The sequence below is a fragment of the Dactylosporangium sp. CA-152071 genome, from assembly GCF_050936335.1.
Classification (GTDB): Bacteria; Actinomycetota; Actinomycetes; order Mycobacteriales; family Micromonosporaceae; genus Dactylosporangium; species Dactylosporangium maewongense.
Map to the genome: position 1 here is coordinate 936,732 of NZ_JBNJMZ010000001.1, position 25,930 is coordinate 962,661.

At 72.9% G+C, this 25,930-nt stretch carries 25 protein-coding genes; 7 read left to right on the forward strand and 18 right to left on the reverse strand.

Features of this window, described 5'->3' with window-relative positions; translation table 11 throughout:
- Positions 1-33: 33 nt before the first annotated feature.
- On the reverse strand, positions 34-636 hold the full coding sequence (locus tag ACQEVZ_RS03655) for a dihydrofolate reductase family protein (protein WP_433361265.1): 603 nt from the start codon (positions 634-636) through the stop codon (positions 34-36).
- A complete protein-coding gene (locus tag ACQEVZ_RS03660) occupies positions 624-1,436 on the reverse strand; it encodes a phosphotransferase (RefSeq protein ID WP_433361268.1) in 813 nt (270 codons plus the stop codon). The genes ACQEVZ_RS03655 and ACQEVZ_RS03660 overlap by 13 nt, the downstream gene beginning before the upstream one ends.
- A gap of 43 nt (positions 1,437-1,479) precedes the next feature.
- Here ACQEVZ_RS03660 and ACQEVZ_RS03665 point away from each other — a divergent pair, with 43 nt between their 5' ends.
- From ACQEVZ_RS03665 to ACQEVZ_RS03675, 3 genes are all read left to right on the forward strand, one after another.
- A complete protein-coding gene (locus tag ACQEVZ_RS03665) occupies positions 1,480-2,373 on the forward strand; it encodes a hypothetical protein (protein ID WP_344505605.1) in 894 nt (297 codons plus the stop codon).
- Positions 2,374-2,674: 301 nt separating this feature from the next.
- Positions 2,675-3,502, forward strand: coding sequence for a hypothetical protein (locus tag ACQEVZ_RS03670; RefSeq protein ID WP_433361271.1), 828 nt, complete (start codon positions 2,675-2,677; stop codon positions 3,500-3,502).
- Between the two features lie 32 nt (positions 3,503-3,534).
- The gene (locus ACQEVZ_RS03675) at positions 3,535-4,005 is read left to right on the forward strand and encodes an NUDIX hydrolase (RefSeq protein WP_433361274.1); all 471 of its coding nucleotides are present in this window, start codon (positions 3,535-3,537) and stop codon (positions 4,003-4,005) included.
- A 153-nt stretch (positions 4,006-4,158) separates the two neighbouring features.
- On the opposite strand, the gene ACQEVZ_RS03680 is transcribed toward ACQEVZ_RS03675, so the two are convergent.
- The 10 genes from ACQEVZ_RS03680 to ACQEVZ_RS03725 all read right to left on the reverse strand — a co-directional run bounded on the left by ACQEVZ_RS03680 (position 4,159) and on the right by ACQEVZ_RS03725 (position 16,213).
- The gene (locus tag ACQEVZ_RS03680) at positions 4,159-5,223 is read right to left on the reverse strand and encodes an NlpC/P60 family protein (protein WP_433361277.1); all 1,065 of its coding nucleotides are present in this window, start codon (positions 5,221-5,223) and stop codon (positions 4,159-4,161) included.
- A gap of 176 nt (positions 5,224-5,399) precedes the next feature.
- Positions 5,400-5,885 carry a poly-gamma-glutamate biosynthesis protein PgsC/CapC gene (locus ACQEVZ_RS03685; protein WP_360110676.1) on the reverse strand — a complete coding sequence of 162 codons (486 nt, stop codon included), beginning with the start codon at positions 5,883-5,885 and terminating at the stop codon, positions 5,400-5,402.
- Positions 5,882-7,150 (reverse strand): poly-gamma-glutamate synthase PgsB, encoded by a 1,269-nt coding sequence (gene pgsB / locus ACQEVZ_RS03690; RefSeq protein ID WP_433361281.1) that lies wholly within the window; start codon positions 7,148-7,150, stop codon positions 5,882-5,884. The genes ACQEVZ_RS03685 and pgsB overlap by 4 nt, the downstream gene beginning before the upstream one ends.
- Before the next feature lie 2 nt (positions 7,151-7,152).
- Entirely contained in the window at positions 7,153-9,339 is a 2,187-nt protein-coding gene (locus tag ACQEVZ_RS03695) for a HAMP domain-containing protein (protein WP_433361284.1), read from the reverse strand.
- A 91-nt stretch (positions 9,340-9,430) separates the two neighbouring features.
- A complete protein-coding gene (locus tag ACQEVZ_RS03700) occupies positions 9,431-10,639 on the reverse strand; it encodes a CapA family protein (RefSeq protein WP_344505619.1) in 1,209 nt (402 codons plus the stop codon).
- Positions 10,640-10,701: 62 nt separating this feature from the next.
- Positions 10,702-12,249, reverse strand: a complete 1,548-nt coding sequence (locus ACQEVZ_RS03705) for a DUF2334 domain-containing protein (RefSeq protein ID WP_433361287.1) — start codon at positions 12,247-12,249, stop codon at positions 10,702-10,704.
- A 69-nt stretch (positions 12,250-12,318) separates the two neighbouring features.
- On the reverse strand, positions 12,319-13,923 hold the full coding sequence (locus ACQEVZ_RS03710) for a sigma-70 family RNA polymerase sigma factor (protein WP_433361290.1): 1,605 nt from the start codon (positions 13,921-13,923) through the stop codon (positions 12,319-12,321).
- 227 nt (positions 13,924-14,150) lie between these two features.
- The gene (locus ACQEVZ_RS03715; RefSeq protein WP_433361293.1) at positions 14,151-14,753 is read right to left on the reverse strand and encodes an MBL fold metallo-hydrolase; all 603 of its coding nucleotides are present in this window, start codon (positions 14,751-14,753) and stop codon (positions 14,151-14,153) included.
- Positions 14,754-14,794: 41 nt separating this feature from the next.
- The gene (locus tag ACQEVZ_RS03720) at positions 14,795-15,502 is read right to left on the reverse strand and encodes an NAD(P)-dependent oxidoreductase (protein ID WP_433361296.1); all 708 of its coding nucleotides are present in this window, start codon (positions 15,500-15,502) and stop codon (positions 14,795-14,797) included.
- A gap of 69 nt (positions 15,503-15,571) precedes the next feature.
- On the reverse strand, positions 15,572-16,213 hold the full coding sequence (locus ACQEVZ_RS03725) for a hypothetical protein (protein WP_433361299.1): 642 nt from the start codon (positions 16,211-16,213) through the stop codon (positions 15,572-15,574).
- A 183-nt stretch (positions 16,214-16,396) separates the two neighbouring features.
- Here ACQEVZ_RS03725 and ACQEVZ_RS03730 point away from each other — a divergent pair, with 183 nt between their 5' ends.
- Positions 16,397-17,371 carry a phosphotransferase family protein gene (locus ACQEVZ_RS03730; RefSeq protein WP_433361302.1) on the forward strand — a complete coding sequence of 325 codons (975 nt, stop codon included), beginning with the start codon at positions 16,397-16,399 and terminating at the stop codon, positions 17,369-17,371.
- Between the two features lie 10 nt (positions 17,372-17,381).
- Complete coding sequence (locus tag ACQEVZ_RS03735; RefSeq protein ID WP_433361304.1) at positions 17,382-17,963, forward strand: hypothetical protein; 582 nt, start codon at positions 17,382-17,384, stop codon at positions 17,961-17,963.
- Between the two features lie 49 nt (positions 17,964-18,012).
- Here ACQEVZ_RS03735 and ACQEVZ_RS03740 read toward each other — a convergent pair whose 3' ends face one another.
- A complete protein-coding gene (locus tag ACQEVZ_RS03740) occupies positions 18,013-19,443 on the reverse strand; it encodes a pyridoxal phosphate-dependent decarboxylase family protein (RefSeq protein WP_433361307.1) in 1,431 nt (476 codons plus the stop codon).
- The gene (locus ACQEVZ_RS03745) at positions 19,443-20,063 is read right to left on the reverse strand and encodes a helix-turn-helix domain-containing protein (RefSeq protein ID WP_433361310.1); all 621 of its coding nucleotides are present in this window, start codon (positions 20,061-20,063) and stop codon (positions 19,443-19,445) included. The genes ACQEVZ_RS03740 and ACQEVZ_RS03745 overlap by 1 nt, the downstream gene beginning before the upstream one ends.
- Positions 20,064-20,685: 622 nt before the next feature.
- On the opposite strand from ACQEVZ_RS03745, the gene ACQEVZ_RS03750 reads away from it, so the two are divergent.
- Positions 20,686-21,345: a hypothetical protein gene (locus ACQEVZ_RS03750; protein ID WP_433361313.1), complete on the forward strand. Its 660-nt coding sequence runs from the start codon at positions 20,686-20,688 to the stop codon at positions 21,343-21,345.
- 52 nt (positions 21,346-21,397) lie between these two features.
- Positions 21,398-22,233 (forward strand): IS5 family transposase gene (locus ACQEVZ_RS03755; RefSeq protein ID WP_433361316.1). Its coding sequence is split into 2 segments (ribosomal slippage): positions 21,398-21,503 and positions 21,503-22,233, totalling 837 coding nucleotides; the frame shifts between segments, so codons are not numbered across the junction.
- 103 nt (positions 22,234-22,336) lie between these two features.
- Here the strand turns inward: ACQEVZ_RS03755 and ACQEVZ_RS03760 are convergent.
- The 4 genes from ACQEVZ_RS03760 to ACQEVZ_RS03775 all read right to left on the reverse strand — a co-directional run bounded on the left by ACQEVZ_RS03760 (position 22,337) and on the right by ACQEVZ_RS03775 (position 25,894).
- Complete coding sequence (locus ACQEVZ_RS03760) at positions 22,337-22,948, reverse strand: hypothetical protein (RefSeq protein ID WP_433361319.1); 612 nt, start codon at positions 22,946-22,948, stop codon at positions 22,337-22,339.
- A gap of 34 nt (positions 22,949-22,982) precedes the next feature.
- Positions 22,983-24,215, reverse strand: a complete 1,233-nt coding sequence (locus ACQEVZ_RS03765; RefSeq protein WP_433361322.1) for an MFS transporter — start codon at positions 24,213-24,215, stop codon at positions 22,983-22,985.
- Positions 24,216-24,403: 188 nt separating this feature from the next.
- The gene (locus ACQEVZ_RS03770) at positions 24,404-25,210 is read right to left on the reverse strand and encodes a HEAT repeat domain-containing protein (RefSeq protein ID WP_354896018.1); all 807 of its coding nucleotides are present in this window, start codon (positions 25,208-25,210) and stop codon (positions 24,404-24,406) included.
- Between the two features lie 21 nt (positions 25,211-25,231).
- The gene (locus ACQEVZ_RS03775; protein ID WP_433361326.1) at positions 25,232-25,894 is read right to left on the reverse strand and encodes a response regulator; all 663 of its coding nucleotides are present in this window, start codon (positions 25,892-25,894) and stop codon (positions 25,232-25,234) included.
- Positions 25,895-25,930: the final 36 nt, after the last annotated feature.

The following is a 25,930-nucleotide window of genomic DNA, read 5'->3' on the forward strand; positions in this document are numbered from 1 at the left end:
GGCTGCCACGTTCCCCCATCCCGGGGCCCGCTGTCAAGCGACGTCGTACAGCAGGTGGGTGACGCGGTCGCCCTGCACGATGCGGGACGGGTTGCCGAGGGTGATGGGGTCGCCGGTGCCGGCGCCGCCGAAGAACGGGCGGCCCGAGCCGAACACGACCGGCACCACGTGCAGCACGATCTGGTCGATCAGGCCGAGGCGCAGCGCCTGCCCGCCGATCTGCCCGGCCGCGACGTCGACGATCCGGTCGGGGCCGGCCAGCTCCTGGGCCTGCTCGATCGCGGCCGCGACGCCGCCGGTCACGAACGTGAACGGTGCGGTGTCCGCGTGCTTCCAGCCGGCCGGTGGCGTGTGGGTGACGACGAAGACGTGCTCGCCGGCCGGTGGGACGCCGCCCCACCCGTCCGTCAGGTCGAACAGGCGCCGTCCGATCACGACCGCGCCGATGTTCGGGTACACGGACTGGACGAAGTACTTCGACGCCAGGGTGGTGCGGCACGGCTCGTCCTGCCGCGGCGACCACCGCCACTCGGCGTCGCCGTTGCCGAACCAGTCGAACAGCGGCCCGACGGTGTCGTCGTCGCGGGCGATGAACCCGTCCAGCGACACCACCGCGCCCATCTTCACGCGTCCCATGCCTGCACCCCTTCTGCCGGGTCGTCACTGACGTTATCGTCACCTGACAGAAAACGCTGGGCGGCTCGCACGTACTCGGGCACGCCGTACGCGATGTCCTCCAGCGCCGCGCACCGGGCGAAGAACACGACCCGCTCGCCGAACGCGGGGTCGGTGGGGCCGCCATAGGCGTCCAGCACCGCGGCGAGGAAGCCGGCGCCGAAGTCGCGGTAGAGCCGGGCGAAGTCCAGCGCCGGATCGGTGACGGCCGCGTCGGTCCAGTCGATGACCCCGGTGACCGTGCCGTCCCGCTCCAGGATGTGCTCGGCGCCCAGGTCGGCGTGCGCCAGGACCCTGCGGGGCGCCGGCGCCGGGACCTCCGCGTGCAGCCGGTCCAGCAGCTCGGGCGGGCCGTCGAGGTCCTCGAGCCACTCGGCCGGGTCGGCGTCCTCGACCGGCACCAGGCCGTGCACCTCGGCCGGCTCGATCGCGTGCAGCTCCCGGAGGAACCGGCCCATCGGTCCAGCCAGCGCGGCGGGCGCCGGACGGCCCAGCAGTGGGCGGCCGGGCAGCAGCGGATAGGCCAGCACACCCGTCTCCGCGTCGGCGAACCGCACCGCCGGCACAGGCAGCGACACCCGTCCGGCCAGCGCGTCGAGCAGCGCCGCCTCACGTCGTACCGTGGCAGCCTCCGCAACCCGGAGGACCAGGCCGCCGGCGAGGAACGCCGTGTTGTCCAGACCCCTGCCGAGCTCGGTGACCGCGACGTCCGCCAGCTCGGGAACGTGTGCCCGCAGGGCTCGCAGAGCGCGCTCTCGCATACCGGGCTCCAATCGGGTCGGCCGGGTTGGTTAATCTTGGACAGTGTCCCGTGCCGCAGCTCTCGCGATCGCGGTGGTCCTGATGCTGGGCGGGTGCTCCGCGCAGGCGCTGCCCGCACCGGCGCCCGCGCCGTCCGACGACCCGTTGGCGGTGGTCGAGGAGCGCACGGCGCTGCTGTCCCGCGACGGCCCCTACCGGGACCCGGACCAGGCCGAGCGGGCACAGGGGCGGGCCGCCGCGCGGCTGCTGCTGGCGGGTTCCGACGACATCACCGACCTCGACGGTGCGTTCGGCCGGCTGGGGTACGACTCCTCCCACAGCGTCGACGCCGCGACCGGACGCCGCTACAGCATGTTCTCCATGAGCGTGACCTACGGGCCGGCCTGGGGTCTCGTCCTCGCCGACCGGTCCGCGCCGCTGCGCTACGTCATCGAGGTGCCGCACCCCGGCTTCGACACCAACACCGACAAGCTCGGCGTCGCCCTCTACCGCCTGGTCCCCGGCAGCGTCCTGCTCATGGCCGGCGCCCACCGCATGGCCGGCAACGGCGCCGCGGACGTCGCCCACAACGACATGTCGATGTTCCACGTCCTGGCGACGGAGCTGGCCCGCGGCGGCCTGAGCCAGGTCCAGCTGCACGGCTTCGCCGACAAGAACCTTCCCGACGCGCAGGCCGTCGTGTCGACCGGCGCGGGCCGCGTCTCCCCCCTCGCCCGCGACGTGGCCTCCAGCCTTCAGGAGGCGGGCGTCATCGTCTGCCGCGCCTGGGCCGCCACCTGCGGCCGGCTCGAAGGCACCACCAACGTCCAGGGCAAGGCCGCCGACGACATCGGCGCGCAGTTCCTGCACATCGAGCTCGGCTGGGTCATCCGCGGCAACCCTGAACGCCTCGACGCCGTCGCCCACGCCATCGCCAGGCGCCTGCCCCCGGGCTGACCCGGCTGACTTCCTGGGTGCCCTGCCGTTCCGCCGGATCGGGCGGACCTGGCACCGCCACGCAGCCGTTCAGCCGGGTCCGCGGCTCGATCCGGTGGCTCGGGCCGGCACGTTCAGCGCCCGGCGCAGGCCACCGTCCAATCACTCGGACCCCTGTCCGGGTCTGGACGGCACCGGTCGCCCATCCGAATGACTGTCGTCAATGCCCGACCGCTGCGGCCTCCGCCTGTTCGTCGGTGGTCCGGCGGCCGCGGCCGGCGATACGGTCCGCTGCGACGCTCGACGTAAGGAGACGCAGCGCATGACCTCGACGGCGACGAACACCCGCGCTTCTCGACTCGAGCATGACGTCCGCGCGGACCACGACGGCAGGAGCGTGGCCCGGATCGCCTGGACCCTCGCCGCGTCGTTCGCGGCCGTGGCGGCGCTGTTGGGCTCCGACGGCCTGCTGCTGACCGACCGCCCGACGGCGACACCCCCGCTGCTGGGGGCCGCGTTCTTCGTCCTGGCCGCGGTGATCACGCCCGTCACGATCTTCGCGATGCGACGCTCCCGCCTCCGCCGGGAGCGCAAGAGCCAGGCCGAGTTCGACCGCCTCGACGCCGCGACCGACGAGATCGACGACCACGCGCTGGGCAAGCTGGTGTCGTTCAACTTCCGTCTCATGGACCGGTTCATCAACGTCGCGCTCGGCCAGGCCCGCATGTCCTACATCTTCTGCGCGGTGGCCGCGTCCGCGTCGCTGTTCGTGCTGCTCGCCGGCACCAGCGCGATCCTGGCCTCGGCCAGCACCGACGTCCGGGTGACTGTCGGCGTCCTGACCGCCGCGGGTGTCACCTTGGGCAGCTTCCTGTGCGCCACGTTCATGCGGTCGTTCGCCATGACGTCCAGGCAGATGAGCTACTACTACGGCCAGCCGCTGGTGCACTGCTACCTCCTGCACGCCGAGTGGCTGGCCGAACGGGCCGTGGAGGGCCTCGACAAGGCGAGCGCCGCGCGCATCCAGGAGCACCTGATCCACGCCACCCTCGGCGCGAGCAAGAACGCGCAGATGCACCTCCTGGACCTGCAGTTCCACGGCCCGAAGCGCCGCCCGGACGAGCAGGACCAGGCCGCCGACCAGGCCTAGCGACCGCGACCCGTCGGGGATACGGTCCTGCGGTGAGCTTCCGGCTGGCGGCGTACGCCGTGTGCCTCGAGCGTGACCGGCTCCTGCTGGCCCGTTACGTCTCCCCCGCGACGGGCGCGACGCTGTGGACGCTCCCTGGCGGCAGGGTGGAGCACGCCGAGGACCCGTTCGAAACGGTGATCCGGGAGCTGGCCGAGGAGACCGGCTGCGACGGCGTGGTCGAGCGCCTGCTGGGTGTGGATTCGAGGGTGGTCCCGGCCGCCGAGGCACGGCTGGGGACCGAGCACCACAACGTCGGCGTCTTCTATCAGGTCCGCATCACCGGTGGTGCGCTCCGGCCCGGGCCGAACGGCGAGACCGCCGAGTCGGTCTGGCATCCGGTGCCCGACGTCGCCGGGCTGTGCCGGTCGTCCCTGGTCGACGTCGGGCTCGCCCTGGCGCAGACTCTTCCCGCGACCGGGCACGTCGCCGCGGTCACCGTCGGCGGCCTGATCCGGCACTGAGCCCGGCGCACGCTCAGGCGTTCATGCCGCCCTTGTACTGGCGCTCGTTCCGCGTTTGTACTGCGCGTGGTCCGCGCGCTCCGGACCGCGCCCGCGCAACGGTCGGGCACGGGCCGGGGACACAGGCGGCGGGCGGTGCGGAGGCCGGCAGGGTCAGAGGCGGCGGGCGGTGCGGAGGCCGGCGGCGAAGTGGCCGGTGCCGTCCAGGGTGGCCTCGCCGCCGGAGTCGCCCATGGTGGGGCCGTTGGCGCCGACGCGGCTGGAGATGAACCGGTAGTGGCCGCGGTCGTCGATGCCGACGTAGATGCCGGAGTGCTCGATGTGGGTCGGCCGGTCGGCGCCGTCCGCGTCGATCTCGGGTGAGCCGTAGAAGAAGACCAGGTCGCCGGGGAGCAGGCGGTCCAGCTGCTGCGGGCGCTTGCCGGTGTTGGGGATGACGACGGTGCCGGGGCCGACGTCGGCGATGGCGTAGGCGCGGCGCGGCAGCCCCGGGCCCTGCGTGTTGGTGCCGCGCAGCGGGAAGCCCATACGGTAGCCGTACACCATGCGGATGAAACCGGAGCAGTCGAGGCTGTGCAGGCGGTCCGGCGACGGCTTCTCCTTGACCCCGTCTGGGAAGTCCCAGGGGACGCCGAGGTAGTCGTAGAAGTCGGAGTTCTCGGCGCGGCCGTCGCGGTCGCTGCTCGACAGCGGCCCGAAGGCGGCGTCGCCGGCGATCTGCAGGCCGTTGTCGCCCTTCCGCGGGGCGGCGCCGTAGGTGTACTGCATGGCGGTGGCGAGCACGTCGGGATTCGGATCCGCGAGCGCGGTGGCGAGCCAGCCGGCGAACCAGGACTGCTGCTCGGCGCCGGCCTGCCACGGCTGGGGCGCCACCCGGACGTAGACGTCGTGGGTGATCTTCGCGTTGGTGAAGCGTGGCTCGGTGAACGTCCTCGCCTTGCCGGTCAGATGGGCGGTGCGGGCGCCGTCGGTGAGGACCGCGACGCGCGCGCCGTCGGGGCGCAGGACCTCGGTGCCGGGCGGGTCGGTCAGCCGCCGATACGTGTACCCCGACGACGACACGGTGGTGGCGCCCGCCGTGCCGAGGCTGATCTCGACGGGGTCGGGCTGGGCGAGGCGGATGGCGCTGTAGCCGATGGCCGTGAGGCCGACGACGAGCAGCAGCGCGGCCGTGACGAACGTCGTCGCGCTGCGCAGCGTGAGCGCAGTCGTGTTCACGCCGTCACCTCCGCTGCGCTCCGGCGCCGGCCTGAACCAAACCTGCGCCCATGATGAGCAGCCCTCCGCTGCGCTCCGGCCTGCTCATGCCGTCACCTCCGCTGCGCCCATGACGAGCAGCCCTCCGCTGCGCTCCGGCCTGCTCATGCCGTCACCACCACTGCGCTCCGGGCCGCTCATGTGACCGGCACGAGCCCGGCGACGATGCCGCTGAAGGTCACGCCGAACGTGATCCCGGTGACGATCGTCGTGGCGAGGACGGTCGCCGGCGGCGGCTGGCGCACCAGCTGGTAGGCGATGAGACCCGGGGCGACGAAGCCGAGCGTCTGGTGGGCGAACAGCAACGGCAGGTCCCGCTGCACGATGACGAACAGCGTCAGTTGCAGCAGCACGCTGAGCAGCAGGATGGCGGCGAAGAGCCGCTTGCCGTACAGGATGACGACCTTCTGCAGGAGCTTGGTGAGGTAGTAGGTGACAACGGTCATCACCACCACGATCGCGGCCTGCAGCGGATCCTCGATGAGCGCGAGCGCGATCCAGCCGGGCGTGATCATGCCGCCGGGCGACAGGTTGGTCGTCAGGTAACACAGCAGCGCGAACACCAGCCCGATCCCCAGGCAGGCGGTGGCGAGTTGAGCGCTGAGCTCCCCTCCGAAGATCATCGGCCGGTCCTTCTCTGAGCCGGGACGCGGGTCCCCACGGTCATGTTGGTGCGCAGCATCGGCGGCAGCGGGGCGTGCAGCTCGTCGGGTGCCCAGCTGGGCAGCCCGGCCAGCTCGTGCAGGAGCACCTCGCCCTGGCCGTGGATGTTGCCGACGGCGACGATCGAGGAGTCGAAGTCGGTGGCGGCGACGACCCCGTCGAGCAGCCGGTCGGGGTCGAGCCTCCCGCCGAGGTCCACGACCCGGTCCTGGAGGTCGGCCGGGATCGTCGAGCGGGCGCTGCGGGTCGGCTCGCCGATGATCACGATCCGGTCGGGCCGGACGTCGCCGCAGAGCGCGCCCATCTGGCCGTTGCGCTCGACCCGGTCCGGCCGGCAGTTGATGACCATGGTCATCGGCCGGGAGATGAGGTGCTGCCGCTCCAGCTGCTGGATGTTCATCAGCGTCGACTCGGGGTCGTTGGCGGCGAACACGTTGGCGAAGCGGATCAGCTTGTCGCCGGCGGTGACCCGCACGACCGACAGCACGCCGGGGTCCGGCGGCGCGTCGATCATGCCGGCGAGGGCGCTGCGCCGGTCCACGCCGAGCAGCCCGGCGACGGCGATCGCGATGGCCACGTTCTCCTTGAACGTGATCCAGCCGAAGTCGGCCATCTCCCGGTCGGTCACCGAGTCGGGGTCGACGGCGATGAGCCGGCAGTTGCGCTTGTCGGCCTCCTGCTGCAGGATCGCGAGCCGGTCGCGCTCGGCGGTGACGCACACGCCGCCGACGGGCATCGACTTGCTCAGCGACCGGGCGACGTCGTCGAGGGTCGGCCCCATCTCGGCCAGGTGGTCCTCGCGCACGTTGCACAGCACGCCGATGGTGGAGCGGATGAGCTTGCTCTGGTTGATCTCCTGCAGGGCCGGCATCACGGCCATGCACTCGATGACCAGGGCGTCCGGGTGGTAGGCGGCGGCCCGCCGCACGATGCCGATCTGCTCCACGACGTTGGCGATGCCGAACTTGCGGTGGACCGGCTCCTCGCTGGCGTCGGGGAAGATGAACCGGGCGGCGGTGCCGGTGGTCTTGGCCACGACGAGCAGCCCGCCGCCGCGCAGCGCACCGGCGCAGAGCCGGGTGATCGAGCTCTTGCCGCGGATGCCGTTGACGAGCACCCGGTGCGGGATCCTGCGCAGGTTGCGGTCGTGGTTGCGCTGCTCGACGATCCCGGCGACGAGCAGCGCGACGCAGCACAGGGCGTAGACGACGTAGAGATACAGCACGCTCAGACCTTCGCGGTCCGGCCGGCGCCGCGCTGGCTGGGGAAGCGCGGGTGGACTGCGGTGAAGTCGTCCTCGGAGCCGCGCAGCCGGATCGCGCCGCCGAAGCGGGCGGAGCCGGTGTGCCGGACCTGGCGGCAGATCTCCAGGCACATCGCGATCGCGCCGACGTCGTCGTGCCGCTGCGGCGGGATCGGCTCGTCGAACTCGCCGGTGCGGATGCGGTCCGCGGTCACGGCGAGGCGGCGCAGCGGGCGCACGAAGATGAAGTACTGCCACACGAACGCGAGCGCGACGATGCCGGTGACGGCGCCGGCCATCAGCAGCGTCCACCGGTTCATGATCACTTGCGGCAGCTGGAGCGAGACGGGGTTGCGCTCGATCACGACGACCCATTCCAGGTGTACGACTGACGGCGGGCTGGTCAGCGCGGTGGCGACCTGCAGCGACGGCTGCCCGCCGGCGCTGCGCTGGCCGCGGACGGTGCCGCCGGCCATGGCCTCGATCGCGACGGCGCGGGCCGCGTCGCCCTCCAGCGGCTGCATCGCCCGGTAGCCCGACGAGTCCAGGATCGTGCGCAGCTGCGAGTCGACGACCCGCGCCCGCCCGTCGACCCGGCGCATCACGCCGAGCAGGTAGTCGATGTCGAACTCGCCGACGACCCCATAGCCGTCGTCCTTGGCGATGCGGAACGCGTAGATGACCGGCAACCGGCTGACCGACCGGTCGATGCGGATCCCGGCCTCCCCGGGCAGCGGCTGCGGGGTGCGCAGCGACTCCCGGCCCGCCGAGCTGACCACGGCGCCGTTGCGGTCCACCAGGTACATGCCGCGGAACCGGTACTCGTCGGCCAGCCCCTGCTTGAGGATCGGCCCGAACTTGCCGGGCTCGGTGCGCGCGTTGGCGAGGCTGATCCGCGACACGGTCTGCAGGCCGCTGTCCAGCGCGTTGCCGAACACGCCGCTGACCGCCTCGGCGCGGCTCTCCTCGTCGAAGAACAGCTGGTCGGGCACCGGCGGCCGGGGCGCCTGCAAGGCGGTGGCCGTCGCGGCGGCCGGCCACGCCAGGGCGACCAGGGCGGCGACCGCGAGGCCCTGCACGGTGCTCAGCCGCCACCGCGCGCCGCGCAGCCCGCCGCCGCTGAACACCGCGAGGGCCTGCGCGATCCGGAACGTCTCCCTGGTGCGCAGCGGCTGCCGGACAGGTGTCACCGCGCCGCACGCGTCGGACTTGGCCTGCCGCAGCAGCGCCTGGATCGGCGCGGGCAGGAACGCGCGCATGAGCAGGAATGCCAGCAGTGACACGCCGAGCAGCGACAGCCCGAGGAGCAGCCCATAGCCGACGGAGGTGCCGCGGCTGACCGGCGCCACGACGACGGACGCCACGACGACGCCGGTGTCGCCGATCGCGGCGGAGGAGACGACCAGCTGCCGGTCGGGCCACTCTGTGACCTTGATCGCACGGCTGCGGCTGCCCGGCGCCCCGGCCAGGCCCTCGAAGAGCTTCGGCAGGTGCGTCTCGCCGACGGCGCTGACGCCCTGGATGAGGGCCGGCCGGCCGTCGGGGGTGATGATGAAGACGCCGTGCTGGGCGCCCGGGTTGAGCCGCAGGTTGCGCATCAGCAGCGGATAGAGCACGGCGACGCTGCGCTGGGCGTCGAGCGCGGCGATGCGGACGAGGGCCGGCCCGTCGGTGGTGGAGACCGCGACGGTGGCGTCGGCGGGCAGCGGCGTCGGCAGCTGGTCGAGCGGGACCGGCGTGCCGGACGCGGCCTGTGACTGGCGGGTCGCGGTCTGTAGGAGGGCGGCGCCGGTCCAGGTCTCCCGGTTGCCGATGAGCTTCGCCAGCACGTCGGCGTCGGTGGGCAGCGGTGGCTTGCGCACGTCGGCGAGGACCCGGTCCAGGTCGTCCGCGGCCCGGGCGGAGCCGACGCTCATGCCGCGGGCGACGGTCGCGACCAGCTCGCGCTGCGAGTCGTGCACGGCCTTCGGCACGCCGCTGCGGTCGTAGACGGCGAAGCCGAGCACGGCGGCCGCGGCGACGATCATCGTCACGCACAGGTAGACCAGTGATGGCGCACTGGAGCCGGCCGGGAACGCCGCCGCGGGCAGCTGCTGCTCAAGAGCCCGCCGGCGCCATGCGATGAGCTGGGCGGGAGGCGCGTCCGCCGCGGGCGGGGCATCGTCATACACGGATATATCGCCCCCCTTCCCTGCGTTTGCGACTCTCTCGCCCGAATCGCCGGTGACTATAACCCAGGGCTACGACACTCCGTCACGTTGATCAACTGGTTCGGGGCGCGGGCGCCGTGCCGCGGACGATCAGACCGGCCTCGTCCGCCCCGCGGGTCAGCAGATGCCCCTGGATCCGCTCGACGGCGGCCTCGTAGATCCGGCGGCGGGCGGCCGGAAGGCCCGGGTCGGCCAACGCCCGTTCCAGGTCGATCACCCGAATGTCCGGGTTCAGGTCGACGAACGTCGGGATCGCCTCGACCGCGGCGACCGTCCATCGCTTCGCCTCGCTCGAAGGAGTGAACGTGACACGGACCATCACGCCCTCCCTGTTGTCGTTGATCGGCTCCTCGTGGCGGGCGATCTGGTTGCCCATGCCGTACACGATCCATTTGCCGGAAATGCGCTCGACCGGCTGCACCACGTGCGCGTGGTGGCCGAACACGACGTCGACGTTGCGCAGCGCGGCGACCGCCCGGGCCCAGGTCTGCTGGTCGACGTCGGGCTCGTGCACGTATTCGGTGCCCCAGTGCAGGCTGACCACGACGATCTCGGCGCCGGCGGTGCGGGCCGCGGCGGCGTCCGCCTCGATCTTCTTCGGATCGATGAGGTTCGCGACCCACTCCTGCCCGGCCGGCCGGTTCAGGCCGTTGAAGTACTTCGCGTAGCTCAGGTGAGCGATCTTGACGCCCTTGACGGTGTACAGCTGGGGCCGCTTCGCCTCGTCCGCGCTGCGGGCGGTGCCGGCGTGCCCGAGCTGCGCCTGGTCGAACGCGTCGAGGGTGCGTTTGACGCCGTCGAAGCCCTGGTCGATGCTGTGGTTCGAGCCGGTCGAGCAGCCCTCGTAGCCGACGGCCTTGATCGCCCGCACCACCTCCTGCGGCACGCTGAAGCGCGGGAAGCCCGTGTAGGGCCCGCCCGGCGGCGCGACCGGCGTCTCCATGTGGCACAGGGCCAGGTCGGACGCCTCGATGGAGTCCTTGACCCCGGCGAGCATCGGCGCGTAGTCCATCGTGCCGCCGCCGTCCTGCTTCGCCTGGTTCCACAGGTCGGGATGCAGCAGGATGTCACCGGCGCCGATCACCGACACGGACCGTCCCGCGACCGCTACGGGCGAGCCGAGCGGCCGGGGCGTCCCGGTCTCCGGCTCGGTTTCCGGCGCCCACGGGCCGATCCGGTAGACAGCGAAGACCGCGGCCGCCACGACGATGACGGTGCCGAGCATGCCCCACTTCGGCCGGAGTGATCGCGTCTTCTGCACCGCGCAAGGCTAAACACCCCCGTGTCGGCGGCCGGGCGGTGGGGTCGGCAGCCGCCGCGCCCTCACAGGAGTGACGTCGCCGGCACGAAGGTGTAGCCCAGCTGCTGGATGCCGTCGACGAGCTCCGGCAGGTACTGCAGGCCGAGGAACGGGTGGTAGAAGAAGCTCGCCACGTTGTCGCGGACGACGAGCTGGCGGCGCGCGGAGGCGATCAGGTCCGCGGCGAGCCGCACGCCGTGCTGGTTGAACCGCTGGGTGGCGACGTTGCCGAGCGTCTCGGGGATGACCGGCGTCCCGTAGGCGTCCTGCACCGGGTACGGGAAGTACTGGCTGACCGACCGGCTGCCGGCCGGCGTGCCGGACAGGACGCCGGAGAAGTACAGGACCTGCTCGTAGCGGGCCCGGATGCCCGGCGCCGAGGCGATCGCCCGGTAGTCGGCGGCGCTCGCCGTGTAGTGCGGGAACTCCCAGATGTCCGGCACCGGCAGGCCCGCGGCGGTCCACTCCTGGCGGGCCGCGGTGAGCCGGCCGAGCGCCCACTCCGGCGAGTCGTCCTGGACGGGGCCGTCCAGCTGGACCACGCCGGCGTCGTCGACGTGGGCGCGGTAGAACTCGTAGTCCTCGGCGCTGACGCCGTACGGGTTGCGGACCCCGGCGAGGCCGTGCGTGTAGCCGTGCATGATGAGCGTGCCGCCGTGCTCGCTCATGTACCGCAGCGCGTCGACGACCGCGGGCGTGCCGCTCAGCGTCCGGTGTACGGGCACGCCGCCGGAGTACACGCCGGCCCAGTCGTCGTACACCGTGAACACCGCCACCGCGAACGGGATCTTGCGGGCCGACAGGAAGTCGGCGATGGCCCGCAGCTGCGCCGGGTCGGAGTGCGGGCCGACGTCCTCGATGCGCACCAGCGCCCGGTGCCGGTCCGGCGCCTGCGGGTCGAGCAGCGCGTACAGCAGGTCGGCGAGGACCAGGTACCGGTCGTCGAACGTCACGTAGGTCAGCGGTACTTCCGTCAGGTACGTGAGCGCGCCGACCCGTACCGCGTAGGGGGCTTCCGTACCGTCCGGCAGGACGGCGCCGGCGAGCGTCGTCGCCTTGGCGTCCGGTGCTACGCCGATGCGGACCATGGCGCCGGCGGCGGGGTTGCGGGTGAGCTCCGTCCCGCGGTACCGGACGGCCGACACGGCGGTCTCGTCGATGGTCGCCGAGTTGAGACCCGTGCCCCCGTACTTGCCGATGAGCTGCCAGATGTTCGCGCCCATCCACAGTACGGGCGCGCCGCCGGCGACGTCGGCGAGGAACGCGTCGGGCAGCGGCTCGTCGTACGTCGACCCGACGTAGATCGTCAGCCGGTGCCGTGCCGCGCTGCCCTTCGCGTACCTGGTGACCGGCGCCGCCTCCCACTTCCCGAAATGGGACGCGAGGTTGCCGGCCTGGACGGCGTACAGCTCGCCGAGGTCACCGTAGGACCCGGTCGTGTCGTACAGGACGAGCACACCGGACGGTGGCGGCCCTGACGGTGTCCCGGCCGGCGGCTTCGGCTCGGCGCCGCACCCGGCGAGCAGCACGCTCGACACGACGATCGCGACCACCGTGCCCCGCAAGCCCACCGTCCTGACGGTAGTGGCCCGCCCCGCGCCCCCGCGCCGATTCGCCCGGATCCCGGGAGATCGCGGGGCTCACGACAGCGGCGGGCGCACCCGGAACGCGCTGTCGGCGCGGAACGCGGCGCTGCCGTCCGCCTGGTCGACCCACAGCTCGTAACCCTGCCGGTGCACGAAGTGGCCGCGGTAGTTGGCGGACTCCAGGAACACCTCGCCGGCGTCGGTGACGGTCGCGCAGAACGTGGCGTCGCCGCGGAACACGAAGCTGCCCTCGTCGCGGCTCAGCCGGAGCCGCCACGACTGGTGGCGCAGGTACTGCCCGTTCGCCGACCGGAATGAGAAGCACGCCGCGTCGGACAGGCCGGGCACGGCTTCGAACGTCGCCGGGCCGGTCGCGGTGACGAGGGTGCCCAGCTGGCCGGTCGTGCCGAGGTACCGCCCGGGGACGGCGCCGGACTCCAGGGACACCGCTCCGAGGCGCAGCGCGGCGGGCGGCGCGGATTCCGGCGGGGGTGTCCGGGACGGCGCGGCCACCGCCGGGGGCGGGGTGTCGGCGCGGCCGGGCCAGGCCACCGTGGCGACGGCGGCGCCGGCCAGGACCGTGACGGCGGCCGCGACCTTCGCGACCGGGACGCCCGCCAGCCACCCGGCCGCGGCGGGCGCCCCGGCCACGACGGCGGACGGCGTGGCGCCAACCGCCCCTGGGCCGAGAAGGGCGCCCGTACCTACGGCAGGAGCGGCGCCCGTACCCGTACCGGGAGCGGCGCCCGTACCCGCACCCGGAGCGGCGCCCGTACCGGCGGCAGGAATGGCGATGTCGCCCGTACCCGGCGGTACGGGCGAACAGGCGGCGGACGTGGCGGTCGACGCGGTGGTGGGCAGGCCGTGGGCGGCGAGCGCGGCGGCGAGGGTCACCGGCACGGGCAGCAGCGCGAGCCCGGTCAGCAGCCGCTCGGTGTCCACAAGGTCCTCGGCGGCGCCCGCGCACGTGGCGCAGGACCGGGTGTGCCGGCCGATCCGCTTGCGCCACAGCGGGCCCGGGATGCCATCCCAGTCGGCGACCAGGGTGCTCAGCCAGGGGCACCGCGGCCGGGCTTCGAGCGCGGCGACCAGCGCGCGGGCCTGCTCCAGGCGCCGGCGCAGGCGCTGCACCCGCACCGCGGCGTGCGCGACGCTCACACCGAGCGCGGCGGCGAGCTCGGCGCGGCTCAGCTCCTCGCCGACCTCCAGCCACCAGAGCGACCACAGCAGCCGGTCGTCGGGGTCGAGCCACGCCACCGCCTGCCCCGCCTGCCGGCGCTGCGCCGCCAGGTCCAGCCGCAGCACGGTGAGGTCCTCGAAGTCCCCGGCGTCTGGCGCGCCGGCGACGTCGTCCAGCGCAGCCCGCCGCCCGGCGGCGACCCGGTCCCCGTGCAGGAACGTGGCGGCCTGCCGCACGGCGATCGCCGCGATCCACGCCCGGAAGCTCTCCGGCTCCCGCACCGACGGCAGCTGCCGCAGCGCCCGCACCATCGTGTCCTGCACGACGTCGTCCACGGCGGCCGGATGCCCGGCGAGCGCCCGCCGCACGATCGAGTACACCAGCGGCAGATGGCTGGCGACGAGCCCGTCGAGCGCCCGGTCGTCACCGCCCTGAGCCGCGACGACCAGCGCCGCCCTCCTCCTGCCCGCCCTGCCCATCCGCCTCACCGATGCCCGTCCAGTCAGGCGACCAGCATGCCAGCGCCACCCCGCCCACGCCACGGCCCCACGCCACGGCCCCACGCCACGGCCCCACGCCACGGGCCCACGCCGCAGCCGCACGCCACAGCCGCACGCCGCACGCCACAGCCGCACGCCGCACGCCACAGCCCTTGCCCGCCCCGGTGCCGCCGGGTCGCCGAGTCGCCGGGTCGTCGGGCCCGGGCTCAGGCGAGGTCGGCCGAGGCGCCGAGAGGGATGCGGGCGTACGCGGTGCCCGCGGTCTCGTCGAGCCACTCGTCGAACTGGGACTGGCCGATCTCGCTGAGGTTCACGTCGTGGATCGGGAACGCGCGGGCCGGGCGGACCTCGCGGGCGAACGTGATGACCTCGCCGAGCTTGACCCACGGCCCGGACGCGGGCACGAGCAGGGTGTCGACCGGCTCGGCGGGCACGAACAGCGAGTCGCCGGGGTGGTAGACGCCGTCGACGATGTACCCGACGTTGGCGCAGCCGGGCAGCCCGTCGATGATCTCGGCGTGCCGGCCGCCGACGACGCGGACGGCGAAGCCCGCCGCGGTGAACGAGTCGCCGACCTCCACGGGGACCGCCCCGAGCGACGGTGCGAGCGCCGGATGGGTGTAGACGGTGGCGTCCGGGTGGGCGGCGAGGGCGGCCGCGTCCACATGGTCGGCGTGCTCGTGCGTGACGAGCACGGCCGTCGCGCCGGACAGGCACGCCGGATCGGAGTAGACGCCGGGGTCGATCACCAGGACCTGGTCGCCGGACTCGAGGCGGACGCAGGCGTGGCCGTACTTGGTGAGCCGCATCAGCGCAATCTACCGACGTGCGCCGGCCTGGCCGTGGCGGGTCAGCGCCTGGCCGCCGCCTCGCGGCGGATCCACCGCAGGAGCCCGGGGTTCGACTCGGTGGTGACGACGCTGACCGCGGTGCGCAGGAACCGGTCGTCGTCGAGCAGCGCGAGCATGCTCGCGGCCAGGTCCTCGCGGGCGGTGTACATGCCGTCGGCGAACCCCTCGACCATCGTGTACGCCGTGGGCGCCGGCAGGTGGAACAGGCCGCTGGGCCGCACGGCCGTCCAGTCGACGTCGCTGGCGCGCAGCAGCTCCTCCATCCGCCGCATGTCGTCGTACAGCGTCCTGCCGAGGACCCGCGTCACGTACGGCAGCATGACCCGGTTGAACAGGAACCCGCCGCCGGAGTACGGGCGCGGGTCGACGCCGGCGGAGGTGACCACGACCACGCGCCGCACCCCGTGCCGCCGCATCGCGGCGACGATGTTGGCCGCGCCGCGCGAGTACACGCTGACCGGCTGCTTCCCGGCCCGTACCCCCAGCGCCGACAGCACGGCGTCCCGGCCCGCGACGGCGGCGTCGACGGCCCGCTCGTCGAGGACGTCGGCGGCGATCACGTCGAGCCGCTCGTGCCGCAGCGGGAACTCGTCGGGCCGCCGCACGACCGCGGCGACGTGATGCCCTGCGGTGAGCGCTTGCCCGACCAGTACCCGCCCGGTCGCCCCGTTGGCGCCGAATACCGCCAGGCGCCTCGACACCCGCATGATGACCCTCCGCTCGCTCGGCCTACGACACCCGAGACGAGACGGCCCGCCGGCCTGTGACACAAGGCTTCACGCGGGCGGCGGCAACCGCAGGTGCTGACGGGTCGTCCCGGCGTGGGTGCGCAGCATCCGCAGCGCGGCCGCGTGGTCCGTCCGGAGCTGATCCGCGACCGCCGACACCCGCCCCGCCAGCTCCTGGGCCCAGTCGCGGGTCTCCTGAGCGGCGGCGGACACCGCACCGGCCGCGGCGGCCAGCGCGCCGTCGACGTCGCCGTTGATCAGGCGGAGGCAGAAGGCGGCCTCCTGGAAGTGGATGTCGAACGGCCTGTCGTCGACCAGCTCGTCGAAGTGCCGCTGGAGCGCCTCGGTGGTCCCGTACGTGTCGAGGTACGGGACGGCCTGCGCGCGGATGGCCTCGGCGATCTCCGCCATGCCCGGGCCCGCCTCGGTGACGGTGGCCGGGGTGTCCCAGAAGACGCGCGGCCCGAGCCGCCGCAGCGGTTGGTGCAACGGCCCGACGAGGTACCGGGTCGGCACGGCGAGCAGCTGCACGTGGGCGCCGAGCTTGAACTGGTCCGCCGAGCGGGTGGTCGACATGACCACGCACCGCAGGATCCAGTCGTCCGGACCCTGATGGAGCAGGGCACCCGCGGCGCCCCACGCGCCGGGCAGCTCCGGCACCAGGTAGCGCACGGCGCACCGACGCCACATGTCCGTCCTCACGGCCGCCGGCCGGACAGACGCTTCATGGGGACCTCGTCAGGAATGGAGGGACAGAAGCTCCCACGATCGGCGGCGGCAGGTGGTGTACGGCTACCGCCCCGGGTGTCATCGAGTTGCCGGCCCGTGGGGCGGTCGGGCACGATTGCGGGTCGGCGGGGACGGACGGGGGCCGTGATGCGGGAGTTTCTGCGGGTGGAGGATCTGCGCGGCCTGGTGGCGGCGCAGTTCGGGTCCGATCGGCGCCTGGTGGCGCTGGACCGGGTGACCGGCGGGTCCAAGAAGGGCGTGTACCGGCTCCGGCTCGACGACGGCCAGGCCGTGATCCTGTACGTCTGGGCCGCCGGCGAGAACTACTGGCCGCCGTCGCCGTCGGCCGTGCCGGACGACCCGTTCACCGACGCGTCGGGCGCCGAGCTGTTCGCCGCCGCGCACGCGGCGCTCACCGGCGCCGGGGTCAGGGTGCCGCACCTGCTCGTGCTCGACCGGTCCTGCGACCACCTGGACGCGGACCTGGCCCTCATCGAGGACGTCGGCGAGGTGCGCCTCGAGACGCTGCTGCGGGACGACCGGGCGGCCGCCGCGGCGCCGCTGGAAGCCCTCGGCGACGCCCTGCGCCGCATGCACACGACGACGTCCTCCTGGTACGGGCGGCTGCTCGGCCCGACCGGATCCGGGCAGCGACCGGCCGAGGACGTCATCGTCGACCGGGCCCTGGCACACCTCGACGCCGCCACGGCGCTCGACGGGCGGCTCTCCTCGCACCGGGACCGGGTCGCGGCCCACGTGCGGGCGCTGCGCGGCGCGGTGACGGCGCGGCAGTCGTACACGCTGATCCACGGCGAACTCGGGCCAGACCACGTCTTCGTCACGCCCGCGGGCGAGGCCGTCGTCATCGACATCGAGGGACTCACGTTCTTCGACGTCGAGTGGGAGCACGCGTTCCTCCGGCTGCGCTTCGGCGACGACTACCCCGCGCTGCGCCCCGTCGAGCTCGACCCGCGGCGGTTGCGCCTGTACGAGTACGCGCAGACCCTCTCGCTCGTGGAAGGCCCGCTGCGGATCGCCGCCACCGACTTCCCGGGCCGGGACTTCATGCTGGACCTCGCCGAACGCAACATCGTCAAGGCCCTCGCCGCCGTCCAGTAGCGTTGCCCGCATGGACGACTGCCTGCGGCTGGCGCTGCTGGAATGCGACTACACGTCGCCCGTGCGCCGGTCGCTGTCGCGGCAGAACGTCCAGGACCGGCAGGCCCGCCACGGGGAGCTGCTGCGGGCACCGGTCGCCGGGAGCGTCGCCGAGGCCCGGTGGACCGAACACGCCCTGCTGCGCAGCGCCGTCCCCGCCGGCGCCGACCCGGTGATCCGCGGCCTGGACGGCATCGCCGCCTTCCCGGACCTGCGGGTGCTGCACCTGCCCGCGTCGGCCGTCCCCGACCTCGCGCCGCTCACGGAGCTGCCCTCGCTGGCCCTGCTCAGCATCGGCGTCACCCCGGCCACCGACCTGCGGCCGCTGCTGGACTGCCCGCGCCTCACCCGCGTCGACGTGCCGGCGTCCGCCGCTCAGCAGGATGTGCTGGTCGCGCTGGCCGCGCGCGGCGTCCACGTCGACCAGCTGCTGCCCGCCCGCCGAACTCGCCGCCCTGCGCGCCACCGGCGTCACCGTCACCGAGCTGTACGGCGGGCACTGACGTCCTTCCGCCCACATGCCTGGGCGAGCCGTTCGAGCCGGCGGGCGTGATCGAAGTGGAACACCACACCGCCGAGGTCGACGATGAGGTGGCCGGTGCTCATGGGTGGATCTCCGCGGTTGCGGTGGTCGCCGCACCGCGGATCTCGTCGAGCAGCAGGACGAGGTCGTCTTCGGTGGTCGCCGGGTTGAGCAGGCAGGCGCGAAGGGCCTCGGCCCCGGCCAGCCGGGTGCCCGTCAGGAAGGCGCTCCCGCGGTGCTGGACGATCGCGGGGATCCGGCGGTTGAGGTCGTCCAGCCGGTCGTCCCGGTCGACGGGGTGGTACCTGAACGCGACGATCGAGGTGCTGACGGGGGCGAGCAACTCGAAGTCGGGGGCGGCGTCGATCATCGCAGCCAGGGTGTGCGCGAGCCGGACCGTCGTGCCGACCAGCCGGATGATGCCGTCCCTGCCGAGGTGTGACATGGTGGCCCAGGTCCGCAGCGCCCGGAACGGGCGGGTCTGCTCGGGGCCGTACTCGGAGAACCATCCGAGCCCGTCCTCGTGATCGTCGCGCAGGTAGGCGGGTATGAGGCTGAACGTGGCCCGGGCCAAGGCCGGATCACGCCAGAGCACGCACCCGCAGCCGACCGGCACACCGAGCCACTTGTGCGGGTCCAGGACGAGCGAGTCGGCCCGCGCCATACCCGCGTAGCCGGCGGACGCGGCGCCGGAGGCGAGCGCACCGAGCGCGCCGTAGGCGCCGTCGACATGGAACCACAGCCCGTGGGCGGCGGCGACGTCCGCGATCTCGTCCAACGCGTCGACGGCGCCGGTGTTGACGGTGCCGGCGCTCGCCGCCACGCAGAACGGTCGTAGCCCCGCCCGCGCGTCACGGGTCACCAAGGCCCGCAACGCGTCGACGTCCATGCGGAACCCGCCGTCCACGGGCACCACCCGCACGTGACGGCTGCCCAGGCCCAGTAGCTCGGCCGCCTTCCGCAGACAGCTGTGCCCCTCCGCGGACACGTACAGGACCATCGGCGGGAGACCGTAGAGCCCCTCCTCACGGACGTCGGCGCCGTCCCGGCCGACGGCGCGCTGACGGGCGGCGGCCAGCGCGACCACGGTCGCCATCGAAGCGCCGCTGGTCAGCAATCCCCCGCCCGGACGGTGCGGAAATCCGACCAGCTCGGCAAGCCACCTCAGCACGGTGTGCTCCAGCAGCACGCCGGCATGGTCGCCGCCGGCGCAGCTCGGGTTCAGGGCGGCGGCGATGGGTGCGACCAGCACGCCGGCCGCGGACGGTGCGGAGTTCACCCAGCCGAAGAACCGGGGATGACCGTTGCCCATCGGGTACGGCAGCACGCGGGTGCGGATGTCGTGGACCAGATCGGTCAACGGCCGGCCCGCTGCAGGCAGATCCTGACGCATCAGCCAGCTGCGGTCGGCCTCCGTCACCGGTTGCCAGACCGGCCGGTCACGGACACCACCCAGATGATCGGCCGTGACGTCGGCGGCGAGCCGGCCCGCACGCCTCAGCTCATCCATCACCGCTCCCTGTCCGGCCAGGCCGCGTGCGGCCCGGCCGTCCCGAGATCCATCACCAGGTAGTAGACGCACTCGACGTCCCCGCTGTTGGCGAACGCGTGCCGGCAGTCGCCGGGGTAGTAGACCGAATCGCCTTCCTCCAGCGTCGCTGCCTGACCGTCGATCGTGAGCGTGAGACGTCCCGACTCGACCGCCACGTATTCGCGCGAGCCCGGACGGTGCGGCGAGAACTCCCCGGCATCGACGCCGGGTCCCAGCACTGTGCGCATGAACTCGAACTCGACGCCGGGCAGCACCGGCGAAAGGATGCGCCGCTCCCACCCCGCGGGGTCGCGGACCACCCGCTGTTGTCCGTTGCGCAGCAGCACGAACGCGTTGCCGGCAGGCTCATCCAGCAGGCGGGAGATCGACGTGCCCAACGCCGTCGCAAGCCTGTCCAGGACCAGGACGGTCGGCGTTTTCGTGCCTCGCTCCACATCCGACACCATGCTGCGGCTCACGCCACTCAGCTCGGCCAGCTGCTCCAGCGCGAGCCCTTGCGCGCGCCGCCGAGCCCGTATCCGCAACCCCAGCTCAGTCATCGACAACCCGCTGGAGAGGAAACCCGCACCACCTGCCACGAATCCACTATAGCGGAGACATGTCCACTATCAAGGAACGCGACTCGACGACCGTACGACCGGCCGTCGCACCCCGCGGCGGGCTGGGGGTGCCGGCCCACCGCGGCGCACAGTTCGGCGCGGAGCCGGTCGGTCAGGGTGACCGTGGACAGGTCGTCCGACCAGCGGGCCAGGAATCCGTACACGGTCCGCCAGGGCAGGAAGTCCGCAGGCAGCGCTCGCCAATTCACGCCGTTGTCGACCAGGTACCGGTCGGACACCTCCTCGCGCGAGTGGCACAGCCGCACGGACACGACCTGCCGGGACGTGGCTTCCCGCCCCGGCGCAGGGCAGGGTGCAATGACATCGCGGGCTCTTGAGGGCAGCTGGTGCAGGAACCCCGTCCCTATCAAGTGCCCGCGCTTGTTCCCCATCGCCACGCTGTCACCCGGCCACCACAACCCACCGCCAAGGCTCCGAGCGTGTTTGAGAAGTGGGTCCATTATCGTTGGGCGTAGCCGCCACCAAGATGTCTGGACGTCTCGGCTGCGGCGTTACTCATCGGGCCTGACCGACGTGCAGGTCTCGACCGCATGACCGACCTCATCGCCGGTTATTGCACCCAACGCCGTATCTTGCCTCGGTGACCTACTTCGCAGACCTGACGCACGCGTACTCGCTCTTCGACCACGACACCGTCAGATACGAATGGGGCACGCTGGACTACCGGCCGCGGTACGAGCGGCTCAGCGTCGGCTGGTTGGATGGCTCGCAGCCGTTCGACACGGGCCCGGTCCCGGACTGGTTCGCCGACGCGTTGCTCGACATCGTCGGCAACCCAGCCGTCAACGAGACGCGCGGCCTGCACCACTGTGAGTTCTGCCCGTCAGACACGAGTCTCATCGCCGATCCACGGTCGGACGGCCAGTCCTGGCTTGCGTTCCGCGAGATCAGGGTGCCGGCCCGGCCGGGCGTGATGTTCGCAGCGCCGGCGCTGATCTGGCATTACGTCTCCGCTCATGCCTACCGGCCGCCCGCGGAGTTCGTCGAAGCAGTGCAGCGTTACGACGCCGACTGGGCCACCGAGCCGAGCCCCTGGATCCCGCCCGACGCGGAGCGCGCGGTCTGGGGCCGCACCCCCAGGAACGTCATGCTTCGGTGTGTGAGCTGCGGCCAGAAGTTCGAGTTGCGCTACACGCCGGACGAGCCTGGTCGCAGGGCGTTATCGCTGGCCACCCAGCAGCTCAGGGAACAGTGCCCCGACCACGGCAAGGAATGGGAATTCTGGGACAAGATCCGATGATGCATCGGTGTGCCTGCGTGACCACCGGTGTCGATACCGCCAACGTGGCCGGATGCTCCGGCCGTGGCGGTACCCCTCAGACCTGACCGACGAGCAGTGGGCGCTGGTCGGGCCGCTACTCCCGGCGCCCAAACGCGTTGGTAGGCCGGAAAGCACCCGCGCAGATCCATTGTGGACGCTGTCCTGTACGTGGTCCGCACCGGCTGCGCCTGGCGGTACCTGCCCGGCGACTTCCCGCCATGGCAGACGGTCTACTGGTACTTCAAACAGTGGGAAGAGTCCAAGGTCACCGAGGCGATGCTCACCACGCTGCGGGAGCGAGCGCGGATACAGCAGGGCCGCAACCCGCAGCCCAGCGCGGGCATCATCGACTCCCAAAGCGTCAAGGGCGCCGACACCGTCGGGCGCGGCAGTCGAGGCTACGACGCGGGCAAGAAGATCAACAGCCGCAACCGGTTCATCGTCACCGACACCCTCGGCCTGCTCATCAACGTGGTCGTCCTCGCCGCCAGCGTCCAGGACCGCGACGGGGCCAAGACCACCCTGCTGTCCATGTACCTGGCCGCGCCGATCCGGTTCGTCTTCGCCGACGGCGGCTTCACCGGCAAGCTCGTCGACTGGACCACCAGCACTCTGCGCACCAAACTGCACATCATGCGCAAACCCGAAGGCCAACAAGGCTTCGCAGTCATCCCGCGCCGCTGGTGCGTCGAGCGGACCCTCGCCTGGCTCACCGCCCACCGCCGCCTCGCCCGCGACTACGAACGCGACCCCGCCACCTCCGAAGCCATGATCCGCTGGGCCGCGATCAACACCATGACCAACCGCATCGCCCGAGGCCAGCCAGCCACCCGCCAACAACGCTGGCGCTGGCCCGACGACAAATAGACCCACTTCTCAACACACTCTCAGACACAGGCTCCTGGCCACGGCAGCCAGGCGTCGCCGCTGGTCGTGGTGGCTGGTCACGTCCGTCAGGGTGCGGCACCGGTCAGTCGACGGCGTCGATCAGCCTGACCCGCTCGTGGAGGCCGCGGCGCAGGCTGACGGCGCGCTGAAGGGGCAGCGGGGGTAAGCGGAGCTTGTGGCCGCGCCAGTGGACGAGATCGAGGTGGGCGGCGGCGGCCGGGCCGAAGTCGGTCGGGGCGGGCTGGTCGGCGGCGGGGCCGACTCCACCGACCCACTCCACGCGGGCGCCGAGCATCGCTCTGCCCCACCAGTCGCAGAACCAGTCGGCCGGGGCGACGGGCTCGATCAAGCCGTCCAGCAACAGGTCGCCGACGCGGCGGGCGTCGGCGGCGGAGACGACCAGGTCGAGGTCGCCCGGGGTGAGCGGGAGGCCGCGGACGGCGAGGGCGGCGCTGCCGGTGAGCCACCAGTCGACGCCCGCGGCATCCAGGCGGCGGCAGACCTCGTCGAGTGCCGTGTCCCACGGGACCGGATCGAGGCCGGCGGACTGGCGCAGCATCAGGACGACCAGGCGGGCGAAGTTTTCCCAGGCGCGGTCCAGGTGCGGGGTGTCCGCCGGGAACCGCTTCAGCCAGTGGCCGTCCTCGCGGGTGAAGCCCGCCTTGCGCACCGCGGGGACGAGGGTGTCGGCCACCTGCGTGAGCCGGAACTCCGAATGTGAACCTGTGTCATGCCGGACCGCCACCGCTTCCATGCCGTCGATACCACCACACGGGTATGACAAAAACGCCGAGGGCGATCGTCGCGGCCGCACAGGCCAGCAGGGTGGGGCGGGCGCCGAGCAGGGCGACGAGCGGGCCGCCGAGCATCGTGCCGAGCGGGACCGCGAGCACGAGGACGGCGCCGTTGGCGGCGAGGACCTGCGGCAGGTCGGCGGCGGGCGTGGTGCGCTGGAAGAGCGCCATCGACGTCGCCATGTACGGTGCCCAGATCGCGCCGGCGAGCGCGAAGCTGCCGATCGCCACCGGGGTCGGCACGTCGAGGCCGAGCGGCAGCATCGCGGTGCCGAAGGCGAGGACGATGCCGATCGTTGTCGGCCACAGTGACAGCCGCCGCAGGTATCCGGTGACGAGGCCGCCGAGCAGCGCCCCGGCGCCGAACGCGGTGTAGTAGCCGCCCAGGAGCGTCGCCGAGCCGTGCAGGTCGGTGGCGACGTGGACCGGCATGGCGACGTAGAACGGGCCGAACAGGAAGAAGAACGCGAACGACAGGGCGAGCAGGCCGAGCAGCGTGCGGTCGCGCCGCAGGGCCGCGAACCCGGCCCTGGACGACGAGCCGTCCGCCGCGGGAACGCCCGGCGGCACCGCCAGGCGGTAGGTCAGCGCGAGCACCGCGAAGCTGGCCGCGTCGATCGCGATGACGGTCGCCGGGCTGGTCCAGCCGATGAGCAGCCCGGCGAGCGGCGGCCCGGCGATGGTGGCGCCGTTGGCGATCGTGGTGAGCACCGCGTTCGCCGGCAGGTGGTGTACTGGCGGCAGCAGCTCCGCGATGAGCGTGTAGTGCCCGGCCGATCCCCACGCCGCCAGCAGCGACGAGACGGCGAGCAGCGCCACGTACAGCGGCAGGTGCAGCGCTCCGAGCGCGGCGGCGAGCGCGATCGCGCCGAGGGCGGCCGCCCGCAGGATGGCGTTCCACCCGGCGAGCTGGGCGCCGCCGCGGTGCCGCAGGAACCGCCCGAAGAGGACCCCGCCGGCGGCGCTCGGCAGCGAATACGCGGCCACCGCCACCGCCACCCAGGTGCCGCGGTGCTCCTGCGGGGCGAGCTGCAACGCGAGCCACGTGACGGCGACGAGGGACATGCCGTCGCCGAGCGCGGAGACGACGAGTCCGGGCAGGATCCGGCCGAGCTTCGGATGGCTGACGACGGGCCAGTACGGCGACGAACGGACTCCGATGCTCATCCGCCCACTCGACCGCGCCCGCAGCCATCGATCAAGAGTGGTTCACCGGTGGCGGAATCCGCCCACAGCCGAACCGCGGCCCACAGCGGAACCGGCGGCCGACGCGGCCCACAGCCGAACCGCGGCCGACGGCAGCCCACAGCGGAACCGGCGGCCGACGGCGGCCGACGGCGGAGCCGGTGGTGGAGTCAGCCCGCGGCCGAGTCGGCGGAGCCGGTCGCGCGCGCCGCCACGGCGGCCTGGATGCGCCGCAGGGTGCGCAGGGCCTTCTTCGCGGCGACGTCGACGCGGCCGTCGAAGACCGTGGCGGCGTGGTCGGTCGCCATGAGCCGCTCGAGGATCGGGGCCGCGAACGAGTCGCCGGTGGAGCCCAGCGCGACCGCCGCCCAGTACCGCACGTTGGGGTCGGCGCTCGTGGCGGCCTCCGCGAGGCGGGGCAGCACGGCAGGGGTGAAGCGGGCGAGGTTGCTGGCGATGTAGCCGATCCGGGGGAAGCGCCGGTGCTCCAGCTCGTGCCACAGCGCCTCGAGTGCCTCGGGCCCGCCGATGTCTGCGAGGGCGTCGGCGGCGTACTGGCGGGGATGCTCCTGCGGGTCGCGCAGCAGCGGCGCGAGCGCGGGCACCACGGACGCGTCGCCGAGCCGGCCCAGCGCGCGGACGGCCTGCTCGCGGATGTTCCAGTCCCGGTCGTCCAGCAGGTCCAGCAGGGTCGGCACCGCCTCGGTGAAGCCTCCGGCCGCGCAGCCCATGGCCGCCCACGCCTGGCAGTTGTAGCGGGTGTCGGCGAGCGCCGCGAGCAGCGGTTCGCGCAGCGACGCGTCGACGAAGGCGTCCGCGCGGTTCAGGGCTCTGGTATACAGCGACCGATGATGATCCTGGTAGTCGCGCACGACGGCGCGGACCGTCTCCGCCGCGGCGGGGTCGACGGGTGCCCGGTCGAGCAGCTCGTACAGCAGCTCCTCGCGGTCTTCCAGGGTGCCGGAACGCAGATCCACCGACCACACGCTACACAGGTGTTACAGGGGGGCGGCGGGGCGGACCAGCCCGGACTCGTACGCGACGACGACCGCCTGCACGCGGTCGCGGAGGCCGAGCTTGGACAGGAGGCTCGAGACGTGGGTCTTGACGGTGTGCTCGGTGACGAACAGCTCCGCGGCGATCTCGGCGTTGGACAGGCCGCGGGCGACCTGGCGCAGCGTGTCCAGCTCGCGCGGGGTGAGGGCGGCGAGCGGGGCGAGCGTCGCGACGACGGGTGCCCGCTGGCGCAGGACGTCGGCGATCAGGCGGCGGGTGACGGTCGGCGCGAGCAGCGACTCCCCCGCGGCGACGGTCCGCACGGCGGCGACCAGCTCCGTGCGGTGCATGTCCTTGAGCAGGAAGCCGGAGGCGCCGGCACGCAGCGCGTCGTAGACGTACTCGTCGAGGTCGAACGTGGTGAGGACGAGCACGCGCGTCGCCGGTGAACAGGCGCTGATCTCCCGGGTGGCGCCGATGCCGTCGAGGTTGGGCATGCGCACGTCCATGAGGACGACGTCGGGGTGGTGCGCGCGGGCGGCGGCCACGGCCTCGACGCCGTCGGCGGCCTCCGCGACGACGGTGATGTCGGGCTGGGAGGAAAGGATCATGCACAGGCCGTCACGCACGAGGGCCTGATCGTCGGCGACCACGACATTGAGCACAGCCGTCAACCTACCCGCGCCGGACTCGACCGGGCA